Origin of the sequence: Peribacillus sp. Bi96, assembly GCF_918698115.1 — a bacterium.
In the GTDB taxonomy this organism is placed as follows: domain Bacteria; phylum Bacillota; class Bacilli; order Bacillales; family DSM-1321; genus Peribacillus.
Map to the genome: position 1 here is coordinate 281292 of NZ_CAKKLV010000001.1, position 14197 is coordinate 295488.

Below are 14197 nucleotides of genomic sequence, written 5' to 3' on the forward strand. Positions count from 1 at the left end.
AACTTATAAAAAAGGCATTTTTGTTTACGAAAGGGAGATACCATAATGTTTGGAATTGGCGCTAGAGATATAGGGATTGATTTAGGAACGGCTAATACGCTTGTGTATGTCAAAGGAAAAGGGATTGCAGTACGTGAACCATCAGTTGTCGCTGTGCAAACAGATACAAAGCAAATCGTTGCAGTCGGAAATGATGCGAAAAACATGATCGGCCGTACACCTGGGAACGTGGTTGCCCTTCGCCCGATGAAGGATGGGGTAATTGCCGATTATGAAACGACGGCTACCATGATGAAGTATTATATGAAAGAAGCTCAAAAAAAGGGCGTATTCGGTAACAAGCCATATGTCATGATTTGTGTGCCTTCTGGAATTACAGCAGTTGAACAACGTGCAGTCATCGATGCAGCTAGACAAGCTGGTGCCCGTGATGCATATCCTATCGAAGAACCGTTTGCAGCAGCGATCGGGGCAGACCTGCCTGTTTGGGAACCTACAGGCAGCATGGTCGTTGATATCGGTGGAGGAACAACGGAAGTGGCGATCATTTCCCTTGGTGGAATCGTTACAAGCCAATCCATCCGAATTGCCGGTGACGAAATGGATGATGCCATTATCGTATACATTCGTAAGAATTACAATTTGATGATCGGTGAGCGTACTGCTGAAGCGATTAAAATGGAAATTGGTTCCGCTGGTGACACGGAAGGCGTTGAAAACATGGAAATTCGCGGCCGCGATCTATTGACTGGATTACCAAAAACGATCGAAATTACCGCTGAGGAAATATCCAGAGCATTGAGCGATACAGTGTCTGCGATTGTTGATTCCGTGAAAAACACTTTAGAAAAAACACCACCTGAATTAGCCGCTGACATCATGGACAGAGGCATTGTGTTGACAGGCGGAGGTGCTTTGCTGCGCAATTTGGACAAAGTCATCAGTGAAGAAACGCAAATGCCGGTGATCATCGCTGAAAATCCGCTTGATTGTGTTGCAATCGGAACGGGAAAAGCGTTGGACCACATTCATTTGTTCAAGACTAAATCAAGAGATTCACGATAAGCATTACTTCTCAAATAGGACCGGCTCAACAAAAGGTTGCAATTTTGAGCCGGTTTTTTTATGTTCGAACCATTAAATTAAAATGTAGCTGTTCAGTTTAATCATGACCATTGTGTAAATTTAAGATATTAAGATGTGAATTTAAGATATTAAGATGTGAATTTAAGATATTAAGATTGAGGTGCAATAATCATGCCACAGTTTTTTAATAAAAAGCTCCTTCTCTTGCTCGTTAGTATTATCGTTCTAGTGGCATTGATCGGTTTTTCATTAAGAGAGAGAGAAGAGTTGACTTGGCCGGAGCAATTCCTAAAAGATACGACAGGCTGGGTCGGAAATGTGTTTAATAAGCCAGTATCGGGTATAACAGGTTTTGTAGGGGACTTAAAAGACCTTCAACATACATACGATGAAAACAAAAAATTGAAAGCCCGCTTGGATGAATATGTACTATTGAAAACCCAAGTTCAAGATTTGAAAGAAGAAAATAAAGACCTTCGCGATAACCTCAAAAAAGAAGATGACCTGCGGAAGTATTCACCTACTCAGGCGACGGTCATTGGACGTAATCCTGACCGTTGGCACGAAATGCTGACGATCAATAAAGGAAAGCGTAATGGGGTAGAAAAAAATATGGCTGTCATCACTTCCAATGGGTTAGTCGGCAAGGTTAAATCAGTGACGAACTTCACGGCTTCGGTCCAACTCTTAAGTTCGATTGATAAAGCCAACCGAGTTTCTGCCATCGTTCAAGGTGATGATAAAGCATATGGCTTGATTGAAGGGTTCGATGATAAAAAGAATCTTTTGCTAATGAAACGCATTCCATATGATAAAAAGATAAAGAAAAATTCATTAGTCATCACTTCCGGTTATGGAGGGATTTTCCCGAAAGGTCTGCTGATCGGGAAAGTGGTTGATGTCAAAGTGGATCAATATGGCTTGAACCAGACTGCCTATATTGAACCTTCGACGGATTTTTATGATATTAATAATGTTATGGTCGTTCAACGTGAAGTTGACGGTGAACCGAAAGAAAGTGTTGGGGAGGATGAAGTTAAGTGAAACATTTCATCCTTTCTTTTATAGCCTTGGTTTTTTTTGTTTTTGAAAGTATCTTCGCCCAGCTATTCGCTGGAGATGCATTTGGGGACGATAAAATCGTCGTTCCGCATTTCATGATGATTTTCGTTTTTTTCCTTACCATGTATGGTTCGAGGAAAATGGGCATGCTTTATGGAGCGATTCTTGGGTTGACTTATGATGTCGTATATACGGAAATACTCGGGATTTACATGTTCCTGCTTCCTTTTCTTGCCTATCTGATTTCGAAATGTATGAAAATCCTGCAAAATAATATATTGATTGCCGTCCTAACTGCGCTATTCTTCACGGCCATTCTAGAGGTTGTTGTTTTTCAGATGAATATCATCCTTTCATTTGCAGATATGGGATTTGGGGAATATATGGAACGAAGATTGTTACCGACGATATTATTGAACCTCGTATTCATTATCATCAGTTGCTATCCTTTAAAGAGAATAATTGAAAAGCTTGATTTACAGGGGGAAACGGATTAACGTTCCTATGTCCGGAAAGCAGGCCGGAAATGAATTTTCTTTTTTCCGTGTACGTAGAAAAAGGAAATTTGTTTTCCTGTGTCGAATTATATTTCATTGAGGTGAAACAAACGTCATGAATAAAAGAATTCAGCAAAATGTCATGATTAAGGGAACAAAAGACGGGTTTATGCTTCATCTCGATGATTCTTGCTCATTTTCCGAATTATTGAAAGAGTTAGAAGTGAAGCTGTCGGCAAACTATCAGTTTCAAGAAAATGACCCGTCCATTTCCGTTAAAGTACATACAGGGAACCGCTATCTAGATGAAAAACAAAAAGAAAAGATTAAAGAAGTCATCCATAAAAAGAAGAAACTTTTCGTTGATGAGATGATTTCTAATGTCCTGACAAGGGATGAAGCGAAACGCTGGAAAGATGAAAACCAAGTGACGACCGTTACAAAGGTGATAAGGTCGGGACAGGTTTTTGAAGTTCCTGGAGATTTACTTCTAATTGGGGATGTCAATCCCGACGGAATGGTTCGTGCGGGTGGCAACATATATATCATGGGACAGCTAAAGGGAATAGCCCATGCCGGATATAAAGGGAACCATGAGGCCATAATTGCTGCCTCGGTCATGAAGCCCGCCCAGCTGCGCATTGCTGGACAAGTGAATTTATCCCCTGACCAGTATACGAAATGGGGACATGACTTGGAATGTGCCTACATGGATGAAGAAGAAAATATCATTATAGAGAAACTGCAAGTATTAAAGAAATATAGACCTAATTTAAATAGATTAGAAGGGGGTCTCTAATCGTGGGAGAGGCAATAGTTATAACATCCGGTAAGGGTGGTGTCGGGAAAACGACCACCTCCGCCAATTTAGGAACATCTTTAGCTCTTCTAGGCAAGAAGGTTTGCTTGATTGATACGGATATTGGTCTTCGGAACTTGGATGTAATCATGGGATTGGAAAATCGCATCATCTATGATTTGGTCGATGTAGTCGAAGGGCGCTGTAAGATACATCAAGCGCTTATTAAAGATAAACATTTCGAGGATTTGCTTTATTTGCTTCCAGCTCCACAAAACAGTGATAAATCAGCGGTGAATGAAGAGCAGATGAGGAAACTCATAAGCGATATGAAACCTGACTATGATTATATCCTTATTGACTGCCCTGCAGGTATTGAACAGGGCTTCAGGAATGCCATAGCTGGGGCTGACAAGGCGATCATCGTTACGACTGCAGAGAGACCGGCTGTAAGGGATGCAGACCGAATTATTGGCCTGCTTGAAAAAGAAGAGCATATTGAACCGCCTCAATTGATCATTAACCGGATTCGCGGCCATTTACTTCATGAAGATGAAGAAATGGATATCGATGGAGTTACAGACTTTCTTAAAATTGATTTGATCGGCGTCATTCCTGACGATGATCAAGTCATTGTTGCAGCGAATAAAAAGGAACCCATTGCCTATAATCCGGACAATAGAGTCTCACTTGCCTATCGGAACATTGCCCGGAGGATCCTTGGTGAATCCGTGCCCTTGACTCCAATTGGCGGCGAACCAAAAGGTTTCATATCCAAAATAAAAAAATTCTTTAGCGTGCGGTAATCTATCTTCCATTTTTAGCAGCGAGAGCATATGATGCCCTCGCTTTTTTTTCATGCCATATAAAATAAAAAAGGCAAGCCATCGTTGTGGCCTGCCTTATCTATATGCTGAAACTGCATCAGATTATCCGCGTCTTCCGCCTCTGCCGCCGCGTTTCGATTCGGTGCTGCGTTTAAGAGTAGATAAATTTTCTTCACTAGTCTTTAAAAAGCGAACCATTTTATCTTCGAAATTTTCCTTTGGTTGGAAATTACCTTTAGAACGAAAATCTTTAGAACGGCTATCCCCTTGGCGTGGTGGGCGTTTGGTATAAGAAGAGGTTTGCCCTTCGGGTCTATCTATAGCCTTTTTGATGGACAAGGCAGTTTTTCCGTCTTTCTCACTAATCACTTTAACTTCAATTTGGTCGCCTACTTTAAGATGGTCATTGACGTCTTTTACATAGCTATCTGCTACCTCACTGATATGCACAAGACCTGTTGAGCCTCCTGGTAATTCTACGAATGCTCCAAAATTAGTGATACCTGTTACTTTACCTTGTACTTTGCTGCCTATTTCGATTGACATAAAAAAATGTTCCCCCTCAATAATGTTAAAACCACTTTATTATAACAAATTCAGAGGAACAATATCAATTGGATTTTTCCCTCAATTATTCGATTTTCCCAAACGATGCCCCAATTAGCTTGGAATTCCATAAGTTTCGATGGATTTTTCATTCGAAAAAATTTTTTTTACTTTCTAAATTCAGATGTGCAGAAAGAAAATCTTTTCTCGGTCATAGTCTGGACAAGTTGCTCATACGTTGTAATATAGCGCTTTGACATGAGCAGGGGGGATTCTTTATGGATGATCGCAGGAAAGATATCCGCAATCGTATCGCCAAGAGACGTAAGTTCAATGATAATCCAGCAGGAAGCAGCAGCTGGACGGAGATCAACAATGAGGAACCATATGGTGTTGATTCATTTAACGGGTATTCCGAGAAAGATCATCCGCTCTTCAAGAAAGAAAATTTTTTCTTTAAAATTCTTGCAAGTGTATGTCTTTTCCTGATTATCGCTGTGATGTTTAAACATCCTTCGGTGCGGCTGGACCCTGCCAGAAGTTTTGTCACGGAAAACATGAACAAGGAATTTCAGTTCGCTTCAATCTCCAATTGGTACGAAAGTGCGTTCGGTAAACCGATCGCTTTTTTACCGAATAAAGCTGACACGGAAACAGTTGACTCGGGTGATGGCTATGCGATGCCTGCCTCTGCGAAGATTACCCAAACCTTCGAGACGAACGGTGAAGGGATCATCTTGGAAACGAGCAAAGGCTCCAAGGTAGAAGCCATCAATGAAGGGGTGGTCATTTTTGCCGGTGAAAAGGAGGGGATTGGAAAGACCGTCGTCATTCAGCACGCCAATAAAAGTGAATCCTGGTATGGACAGCTGGAAAAGATAGATGTGAAACTATATGAGTTCGTTAAAAAGGGAAATGAAGTCGGACAGGTTACAGTAAGTGAAGATGGATCTAAGGGCAGATTTTATTTAGCGATCAAAGAAAATGACGCGTTCGTCGATCCTAAAAAGGTGATTTCCTTTGAATAAATATGGGAAATTACTGTTGAAAATCAGGGTGCACCCGACACTGTGGTTCGTCATTGGCATCGCCATACTCACTGCACATTTCATTGAAGTGATGATGCTGCTGCTCATCGTCTTCATTCATGAGATGGGGCATGCCGTCTGTGCCCAGCACTTCAAATGGCGGATAAAGTCCATTCAGCTGCTTCCTTTTGGAGGGGCTGTCGAGACGGAGGAGTATGGAAATAAAAGTTTGAAGGAGGATTTGGCTGTGGTGCTTGCCGGTCCGCTTCAACATGTTTGGCTCATTGGTGCTGCTTTTTTGCTCTATTTCTTTTCTATTATTTCCTATGAGCTGTATCAGCCCTTTTTGTATATGAATCTTATGCTGCTTGTTTTTAATTTGCTGCCAATTTGGCCATTGGACGGGGGACGGCTACTATTCATTGGAATTTCTCTATACTGCACCTTTCTTGAGGCGCAGAAACATACACTTCATTTTTCTGCAGCCTTCGCTTTCCTGGCTTTTTTGACCTGGCTCATTCTTGATCCGCTCAATTTGAATATTTGGCTCATCATCTTGTTTATCTGTCTCTCACTCGTCATGGAATGGCGACAAAGGTATTATGCGTTTATTCGCTTTCTTTTGCAGCGCCATTACGGGCATACGAATGATTTAGCAAAACTAAAGCCGATCTTGGTGGATTCACAAGAACCGATTTATAAAGTGCTTGAACTGTTCCAACGCGGATGCAAACACCCTGTCATCATCATGAAAAACGGGAAAGAAAGCGGCTCGTTGGATGAAACGGAGATCCTTCATGCCTATTTTTCTGAGAAAATGACGGACGGGAAAATTGGTGACCTATTATATTCTTATTAAATATGTTATCCTTTCTTCAAATTGAGGAGAGGATTTTTTTTGATGAAAAAGATGATCGCGAACCTAGCTTCACGCGAAAAAAGAGTGGCCGTACTGGAGAATGATGTGTTACGTAAGCTTGAAATCTTGCCGCCTCATCAGCGCAGTAAGGTCGGTAATATTTATCTAGGGAAAGTGACGAAGGTGTTACCGGGTATGGATGCCGTCTTCATTGATTATGGTGCAGAGAAGAATGGTTTTTTGCATCGAGACGAGATTCCCTCTTTCCAGCAGGCAAAAAAAACGGATGGGAAAGCACCCATCGGCCAATATGTCCGCCAAGGAGAAAAGCTGCTGGTTCAGGTGACCCGGGATGAAACAGGCACAAAAGGAGCTAAATTGACGGGGCTAATCGAGTTTTCTACAGATTCCCTCGTATACATACATGGAATAGATTATGTTGGCGTTTCAAAGAAATTTAATAACGATGCACTGCATAAGCAGTGGCGGGAAACAGCCTTACAATACAAAAAGGCTGATGAGGGATTGATTGTCCGCACATCGATGGAGAACGAAAATGAAGCGATCTTCCTTGATAGGCTAACTTCATTGCGAGAGCTTTTTAAAGGAATTGAACGTAAGGCAGCATCTCTAAAAGCTCCAACGCTTCTCTATGAGAGGGACATGTACCTGGACATGATCAAATCCGAAATGTCGGGAACGCCTTCCGGCGAGCTTGCCATCGATGATTTCGCGGTTTACCAAGAGTTGAAAAAATGGCAGGAGGAAAACCGCAAGGAGTGGGAAATATCCCATATATCGGGTACGAGGAATATTTTTTCCGAATGGAATGTGGAAGCGCAAGTGGAGAAAATGAATAAGAAAATCGTCTGGCTTGATAATGGCGGTTATTTAATTTTTGAAGAAACGGAAGCTTTCACCGTAATCGATGTCAATTCAGGTAAGTTCACCGGAAAAGTGGCAAAGGAAGAAACCTTATTTGCGGTGAATCAGGCAGCAGCGAAAGAGGCCGTCCGTCAATTGAGATTAAGGAATATTAGCGGAATCATCTTGATCGATTTCATTAATATGGATCAATCACGACATGAGCAAGAAATCATCGACATCGTCAAAAAGGAATCAGCTAGGGATGAGAAGAGGGTCCAGGTCATCGGCTTTACGGAACTGGGCATTTTACAAGTGACGAGAAAGAGAACGTCTCCGTCAATAGGTGAAATGATGACGGTACCTTGCCCAGTGTGCAGTGGAAGCGGTAAAATCGAGAGCCCTGAAACGGTGGCCTTCCGGTTGGAACGTGACCTGCTCGAACACCGGAAGACGGATGATGAAGCGGTATGGGTGGAAGTCAGTGAAGCGGTGGCCGATGTGTTGTTGGGTGAAAATGAATCATATAGGCCGACATTGGAAGAATTGATTTCTAAAAAGTTATTTCTTTCATTTGTCTCCGGTTCTATTAATACGTATTCTATTAAGCGCTTCGGGAGCATTCAGGAAATCGAGCGAGCTTTCAAGTGATGGACGAGAATTCTTACAAATATATTGACAGCTCTTCAGGTTTCATGATAGGATTTTAATGTTATGTTTGTAGCACCCGTGCTACAACCGCTCAACAACAGGTCTTAAGCTTTTGTCTTTTTGACAAGACGCCTGTGATTGGCGAGTCTGAGACATTTAAGGAGGTGCAAGTATGTACGCAATTATCGAAACTGGCGGTAAACAAATTAAAGTAGCAGCTGGCGAAGCGGTTTACATTGAAAAATTAAACGCAGAAGCAGGCGAAACTGTTACATTTGACAAAGTTTTATTCGTAGGTGGCGAAGACGTGAAAGTCGGTGCTCCACTAGTGGAAGGCGCTACTGTAACAGGTACTGTCGAGAAACAAGGTAAGCAAAAGAAAATCACTGTTTTCAAATACAAAGCGAAGAAAAACAATCGTAAAAAACAAGGTCATCGTCAACCATACACAAAAGTTGTTATCGAAGCAATCAACGCGTAAGGGCTGATTCTAGATGATTAAAGTTGTCTTTGATGCTCCGCAGGAACGGATTACTTCGTTCACCTTAAGCGGACATGCTAATTTTGCTAAAAAAGGTTCAGATATCGTTTGTGCAGGTGTATCGGCTGTTTCCTTCGGGTCAGTCAATGCGATTATGTCCTTAACGGATGTAGAGCCTGAGATTGAGCAAGGGAGAGAGGGCGGCTATCTTCGCTGCGTCATTCCGGGGAATCTTTCACCGGAATCCGAAGAAAAGGTGCAGCTGCTCTTGAACAGTATGCTCATATCGCTGCAAACTATCGAACGTGATTATGGTAAATACATGAAAATTATCCTCAACCAATAGGAGGTGGAACAAATGTTAAGATTAAATCTTCAGTTCTTCGCTTCGAAAAAAGGAGTAGGTTCTACAAAGAACGGACGTGACTCTCAATCTAAGCGTCTTGGCGCTAAACGTGCAGATGGTCAATTCGTTTCTGGTGGTTCTATTCTTTACCGTCAACGCGGAACAAAAATCTATCCTGGTGAGAACGTAGGCCGTGGTGGAGACGATACTCTATTTGCAAAAGTAGACGGTGTTGTTAAATTCGAACGTTTCGGACGTGACCGTAAAAAAGTAAGCGTATATCCAGTTGCACAAGAAGCATAATTGGCATCTTTGAACAGAGGCTGACTCAAAAGGGTCTGATTCCTTCTACAAGACACTATATACCGCGTCATTATTAATAATGGTAGGCTATATAGTGAAGAAGGGGTCCGGCCCTTTATTTATACTATAGAAACGATAAATAACCAGCATTTTGCAGGAGACTTTAGTCATTAGTATAAGGAAACAACCTCTGACTTACAAAAGGCTCGCCAATCGGCGGGCTTTCTTATACTTTCAGGGGGAAATCCAGGTACTCTACCATCCCATTTGGTTAACCAAATAGACATTCCAATTCAACTATAATATCTCCAATTGGTGCATAAATAAGGCCCATTCTCTTTTTTAGTTCAAATGGCTCTACCATCGTCCAAAGAACTCAGGGTGTGTGGCTGTATTTTTTGGACGGGGGCTTTCATATGAAGGCATGTGAATAGAGCTTCATTTCCTGTTTGTTGTTTTTTTGATATACTGTACAAATGGAAGTATTCAACATGATAGAGCGGAAAAAAGTTTCTTTATCATAATTGAAGGTGTTAATAATGGATAAAAATTGGACGACTATTGAAACTCTACGTCAAACCAGGCATGACTGGCTAAATAAAATTCAAATCATCAAAGGGAATCTGGAGCTAAACAGAATTGATCGAGTCAAGGGCATCATTGATGAAATCATTATTGAAACCCAGAATGAAGCACGCCTCTCCAGTTTGAATTTACCGAAGTTCACCGAGATGTTGTTGACCTCGAATTGGAATAATGGATCATTTTATTGCGAATATGAAATCATTGATGTGTTTGAAGGCTCTGCTGAGATGGACGAGCTGATGCATCGCTGGACGAACGATTACTTCGAAATTTTGGATAAGAATCTGGACCCGTCTTTTGAAAATATACTAGCTGTTTCTATGTGTAAAAAAGAAGTGAGCGATATGCATTGTTCATTTCAAATGCAAGGCAGATTCATTGATCTATCGGCCGTGATGGAGTTTTTGGAAGGTGCATTAACAGTCGAGCAATCAATCGAAATCCGCGAATGTAATGAGAATGAAATATTTTTTAAGATGGATATTAAGTTTTAGAGAAGTATACAGCAAGAAAAGACTTGCAGAAAACAAGGAAGTGATAGCATGTTTGTCGATCAAACGAAAGTCTATATAAAAGGCGGAGACGGTGGTAACGGGATAGTTGCTTATCGTCGTGAGAAATTCATACCAAAAGGCGGACCTGCCGGCGGAGATGGCGGTAACGGGGCCAATGTCGTTTTTGAAGTGGAAGAAGGATTGCGTACGTTAATGGATTTCCGTTATCAACGTCACTTTAAGGCACCTCGCGGAGAACATGGCATGTCCAAAAACATGCATGGTGCGGCTGCAAAGGATATGGTCATCAAAGTTCCGCCAGGCACGGTTGTCATTGATGAAAAAACGAAGGAAGTCATTGCTGATTTGGTTGAGCACGGGCAGCGCGCCATCATCGCCAAGGGCGGACGCGGAGGCCGGGGAAATTCTCGGTTTGCTACACCTGCCAATCCTGCTCCTGAAATCGCGGAGAATGGCGAACCGGGCCAAGAACGCGATATAATCATGGAGCTGAAACTGTTGGCTGATGTAGGTTTGGTTGGTTTCCCAAGTGTAGGGAAATCCACATTACTTTCTGTCGTATCGGCAGCAAGACCTAAAATTGCCGAATACCATTTTACAACGATCGTCCCAAACCTCGGAATGGTGGAAACAGAAGATCACCGCAGCTTCGTCATGGCGGATTTGCCGGGTCTGATCGAAGGTGCTTCTGAAGGAGTGGGGCTTGGACATCAATTCCTGCGCCATATTGAAAGAACAAGAGTAATCGTTCATGTAATCGATATGTCGGGTCTTGAAGGCAGGGATCCATATGAAGACTACCAAACAATCAATAAAGAGTTAGAAGAGTATAACCTGCGCTTGACTGAACGTCCGCAAATCATTGTAGCAAGTAAAATGGATATGCCGGACTCAGCAGATAATTTAGCTGCATTCAAAGAAAAGCTTGAAGAAGACTATCCGGTTTTCCCGATTTCTGCCGTAACGCGTGACGGAATCCGTGAGCTTCTTTATGCAATTGCTGATAAAATCGAAGAAACACCTGAGTTCCCTCTTGATCATGAAGAAGAGAATACGGGAATTCACCGTGTATTGTATAAACATACATCACAGTCGGATGAATTTAACATTGAACGCGAATCCGATGGCAGCTTTGCCGTATCAGGATTCAAGATCGAGCGTCTATTCAAAATGACTGACTTCACCCGTGATGAGTCCATCCGTCGTTTCGCTAGACAGCTTCGTTCATTCGGAGTCGACGAAGGCCTTCGCCAAAAAGGTGCGACTAATGGCGATATCGTCCGTATCCTTGAATATGAATTTGAATTTGTTGATTGATTAGATACACATGAATGCAGGCAAAAGGAGGCGTGCGGAGTTTGAATAAGTCCGATCAGAAATTTTTCCTCGTTCGAGAGGATGTCCTTCCCGAAGCGATGAAAAAGACGCTTGATGCAAAAGAAATGATTGAACGGGGAAAAGCGGAATCAGTTTGGGAAGCGGTAAAGCGAGTGGACCTAAGCAGGAGTGCTTTTTACAAGTACCGGGACACGGTTTTTCCGTTTCATACCGTTGTTAAGGAAAAGCTGATTACCCTGTTCTTCTATCTCGAAGATCGTTCTGGTACTCTGTCTGAGCTTTTACGGCTCGTCGCCTCTTCAGGCTGCAATATCATGACGATTCATCAAACGATTCCCCTGCAGGGACGTGCCAATGTTACCCTTTCTCTAAATACGGGTGGGATAACGATGGATATTGATGATCTGCTTACAAAACTGCGTAAAATGGAGTTCGTCGAAAAGGTCGAAATCATTGGGAACGGCGCATGAAAAAAGAGCCTGTACATTTCACATGTACAGGCTCTCAGTTTGTATACAAAAAGGTTTCGGATTGGTTTCCCTTCCGAAACCTTTTTGATTTTTTATTGGATTTAATTGCGTTATCTGAGGTTACAATCATCCTACTACAAAACTGGTTGATCTGAGGCAGCATGGAATGAATAAGCAAATTGTTTTGTATGTTCGTCTTTGACGCAGTACCTCTGGATCGGTTGTACTTTATTTAATTTATTTCACTTCTTACTTATCGAAATTCTGGAGATATTAGCTTTCTTTTGCAGTCTACACGGTCTGGTTGCTCTCTTTTTGGAGATGTTCTTAGTAGGCACTTTTCTTTCTAAACAATTTTCTTTTCAAATTTGTGCATATTCGCATTAGCTTTCATAGGTGTGGACTCAACGAAAATGTAATTTGGGTTGATTAGCTTTTTCTCTGTAGCAGTCTTTTATATGCGATAGAAAATATGTTCAAACAGGTCAGTATCTTTAATGCGTCGCTAAAACAAAAAAGACTGTAGGCAAAAGGAGTGTCTATCTGAATGAAGCAAAGTTGAGTGGAGCGGGTGTTCGAGACTACTGCGGGAATACTCGTCCAAGGGAGAACCCGCAGGCGCAGGGCGCCGAGGGCGGACCGCCCTCGGAAAGTGAGTGCCTGGAGCGGAAATCAACGTTCAAATTCAAAACAGTTCGTAGACAAATGAGGTTCCATCTAAATGTTAAAAGAAAGTTTATTGGAATGGGTGTACGAGACTCCTGCGGGAAAAGTGCGTCCAAGGGAGACCCCGCATGCGCAAAGACGCCGAGGGTGGACCACCCGCGGAAAGAGAGTGCCCTACGTTCCAATCAACGGTCATATTTTAAAAGCCTAAAAAAGTTGTAGAAAAACTTCATTATTATCGGTTTGTCTACCAGTTTTTTATTAGTGGACGATTTAACGATTTACTATTGTAAAAAATCAGAAAATGACATAACATAAACAGTAGATTTTCCGTGAAAAGGAGATTATAATATGACATCAAAAATTGCATTTCTTGGACCAAAAGCAACGTTCACGGATTTAGCTGTATCGCGACTATTTCCTAATGATATAAAAATACCGATGAACACGATTCCAGACTGCCTTGATGCTGTCCGTGACGGGGAAGCCAATCATGCGCTCGTCCCGATCGAGAATGCATTGGAGGGATCGGTAAATATAACGATGGATTACCTAGTCCATGAAGTCACATTACCGATTAAAGGCGAAGTGACGATTCCAATCCAACAGCATTATATGGTGCATCCGGACCATGCATATCCTGGTTTCAAACCGGATATGGTTTATTCACATTCGCACGCCATCGCTCAATGCCGCAAATTCCTACATAAAGAACTAAAGGGCATTCCATATGAGTATGTCACGTCCACTGCTGCTGCTGCAAAGATGGTGATGGAGAACTCCGATATCCATATTGCTGCGATTGCAAATGATATGGCTGCAGCGGAGTATGGTTTGACGATCATAAAACAAAATATACATGATTATGATCATAATCATACCAAGTTTGTCGTCGTATCCAATAGTGAAGTTGACTATGAGGGGCACTTGACCGTTGAAGGGGACAAGAAAACGACCTTGATGATTCAGCTTCCTGCCGACCGCTCAGGGCAGCTGCATCAAGTCCTTTCCGCTTTTGCTTGGAGGAAGCTTAATCTTTCCAAGATTGAATCAAGACCAATGAAAACGGGTTTAGGCAATTACTTCTTCATCATCGACATTGAAATGGCCCTTGACGAAGTTCTCATCCCAGGCGCTATTTCTGAGCTAGAGGCTCTTGGATGTACGGTTTCGGTTATGGGAAGCTATTCATGCTTTAAAGTCCAAACAGGAGTACCGCAACGATGATTTATCATTTTTGAACCTCAGCCGAGTTTTATACAATGAATAAGAAG

General features: G+C 42.1%; 16 protein-coding genes and 1 other annotated feature. Of the genes, 15 read left to right on the forward strand and 1 reads right to left on the reverse strand.

The annotated features are described in order from the left end of the window. The first annotated feature begins 45 nt into the window (after positions 1-45). The 5 genes from LQ203_RS01355 (at position 46) to minD (ending at position 4250) form a co-directional block, all read left to right on the forward strand. On the forward strand, positions 46-1065 hold the full coding sequence (locus tag LQ203_RS01355) for a rod shape-determining protein (RefSeq protein ID WP_230154946.1): 1020 nt from the start codon (positions 46-48) through the stop codon (positions 1063-1065). A gap of 192 nt (positions 1066-1257) precedes the next feature. After that, positions 1258-2130: a rod shape-determining protein MreC gene (gene mreC / locus LQ203_RS01360; RefSeq protein ID WP_230154948.1), complete on the forward strand. Its 873-nt coding sequence runs from the start codon at positions 1258-1260 to the stop codon at positions 2128-2130. Continuing rightward, complete coding sequence (mreD, locus tag LQ203_RS01365; protein WP_230154951.1) at positions 2127-2645, forward strand: rod shape-determining protein MreD; 519 nt, start codon at positions 2127-2129, stop codon at positions 2643-2645. The genes mreC and mreD overlap by 4 nt, the downstream gene beginning before the upstream one ends. Before the next feature lie 115 nt (positions 2646-2760). Further along, positions 2761-3444, forward strand: coding sequence for a septum site-determining protein MinC (minC, locus tag LQ203_RS01370; protein WP_230154952.1), 684 nt, complete (start codon positions 2761-2763; stop codon positions 3442-3444). A 2-nt stretch (positions 3445-3446) separates the two neighbouring features. After that, positions 3447-4250: a septum site-determining protein MinD gene (minD, locus tag LQ203_RS01375; RefSeq protein WP_230154953.1), complete on the forward strand. Its 804-nt coding sequence runs from the start codon at positions 3447-3449 to the stop codon at positions 4248-4250. A gap of 123 nt (positions 4251-4373) precedes the next feature. On the opposite strand, the gene LQ203_RS01380 is transcribed toward minD, so the two are convergent. Further along, entirely contained in the window at positions 4374-4817 is a 444-nt protein-coding gene (locus LQ203_RS01380; RefSeq protein ID WP_034308861.1) for a S1 domain-containing RNA-binding protein, read from the reverse strand. 278 nt (positions 4818-5095) lie between these two features. Between LQ203_RS01380 and LQ203_RS01385 the strand changes: the two genes are divergently transcribed. The 10 genes from LQ203_RS01385 (at position 5096) to pheA (ending at position 14150) form a co-directional block, all read left to right on the forward strand. Then, positions 5096-5845 (forward strand): M23 family metallopeptidase, encoded by a 750-nt coding sequence (locus LQ203_RS01385; protein WP_230154955.1) that lies wholly within the window; start codon positions 5096-5098, stop codon positions 5843-5845. Continuing rightward, a complete protein-coding gene (locus tag LQ203_RS01390; protein ID WP_230154957.1) occupies positions 5838-6704 on the forward strand; it encodes a M50 family metallopeptidase in 867 nt (288 codons plus the stop codon). The genes LQ203_RS01385 and LQ203_RS01390 overlap by 8 nt, the downstream gene beginning before the upstream one ends. A gap of 42 nt (positions 6705-6746) precedes the next feature. Further along, on the forward strand, positions 6747-8219 hold the full coding sequence (locus LQ203_RS01395; protein WP_230155359.1) for an Rne/Rng family ribonuclease: 1473 nt from the start codon (positions 6747-6749) through the stop codon (positions 8217-8219). 75 nt (positions 8220-8294) lie between these two features. Beyond that, positions 8295-8378: a sequence feature (ribosomal protein L21 leader region), on the forward strand. 13 nt (positions 8379-8391) lie between these two features. After that, positions 8392-8700 carry a 50S ribosomal protein L21 gene (gene rplU / locus LQ203_RS01400; protein ID WP_034308849.1) on the forward strand — a complete coding sequence of 103 codons (309 nt, stop codon included), beginning with the start codon at positions 8392-8394 and terminating at the stop codon, positions 8698-8700. Positions 8701-8713: 13 nt separating this feature from the next. Continuing rightward, positions 8714-9046 (forward strand): ribosomal-processing cysteine protease Prp, encoded by a 333-nt coding sequence (locus LQ203_RS01405; protein WP_053347153.1) that lies wholly within the window; start codon positions 8714-8716, stop codon positions 9044-9046. Between the two features lie 12 nt (positions 9047-9058). Beyond that, positions 9059-9349, forward strand: a complete 291-nt coding sequence (rpmA, locus tag LQ203_RS01410) for a 50S ribosomal protein L27 (protein ID WP_230154959.1) — start codon at positions 9059-9061, stop codon at positions 9347-9349. 539 nt (positions 9350-9888) lie between these two features. Next, a complete protein-coding gene (locus tag LQ203_RS01415; protein ID WP_230154961.1) occupies positions 9889-10428 on the forward strand; it encodes a Spo0B domain-containing protein in 540 nt (179 codons plus the stop codon). 48 nt (positions 10429-10476) lie between these two features. Next, complete coding sequence (gene obgE / locus LQ203_RS01420; protein WP_230154962.1) at positions 10477-11766, forward strand: GTPase ObgE; 1290 nt, start codon at positions 10477-10479, stop codon at positions 11764-11766. Positions 11767-11780: 14 nt separating this feature from the next. Beyond that, positions 11781-12257, forward strand: coding sequence for an ACT domain-containing protein (locus LQ203_RS01425; RefSeq protein ID WP_230154964.1), 477 nt, complete (start codon positions 11781-11783; stop codon positions 12255-12257). Positions 12258-13274: 1017 nt separating this feature from the next. Beyond that, positions 13275-14150: a prephenate dehydratase gene (gene pheA / locus LQ203_RS01430; protein WP_230154966.1), complete on the forward strand. Its 876-nt coding sequence runs from the start codon at positions 13275-13277 to the stop codon at positions 14148-14150. Positions 14151-14197: the final 47 nt, after the last annotated feature.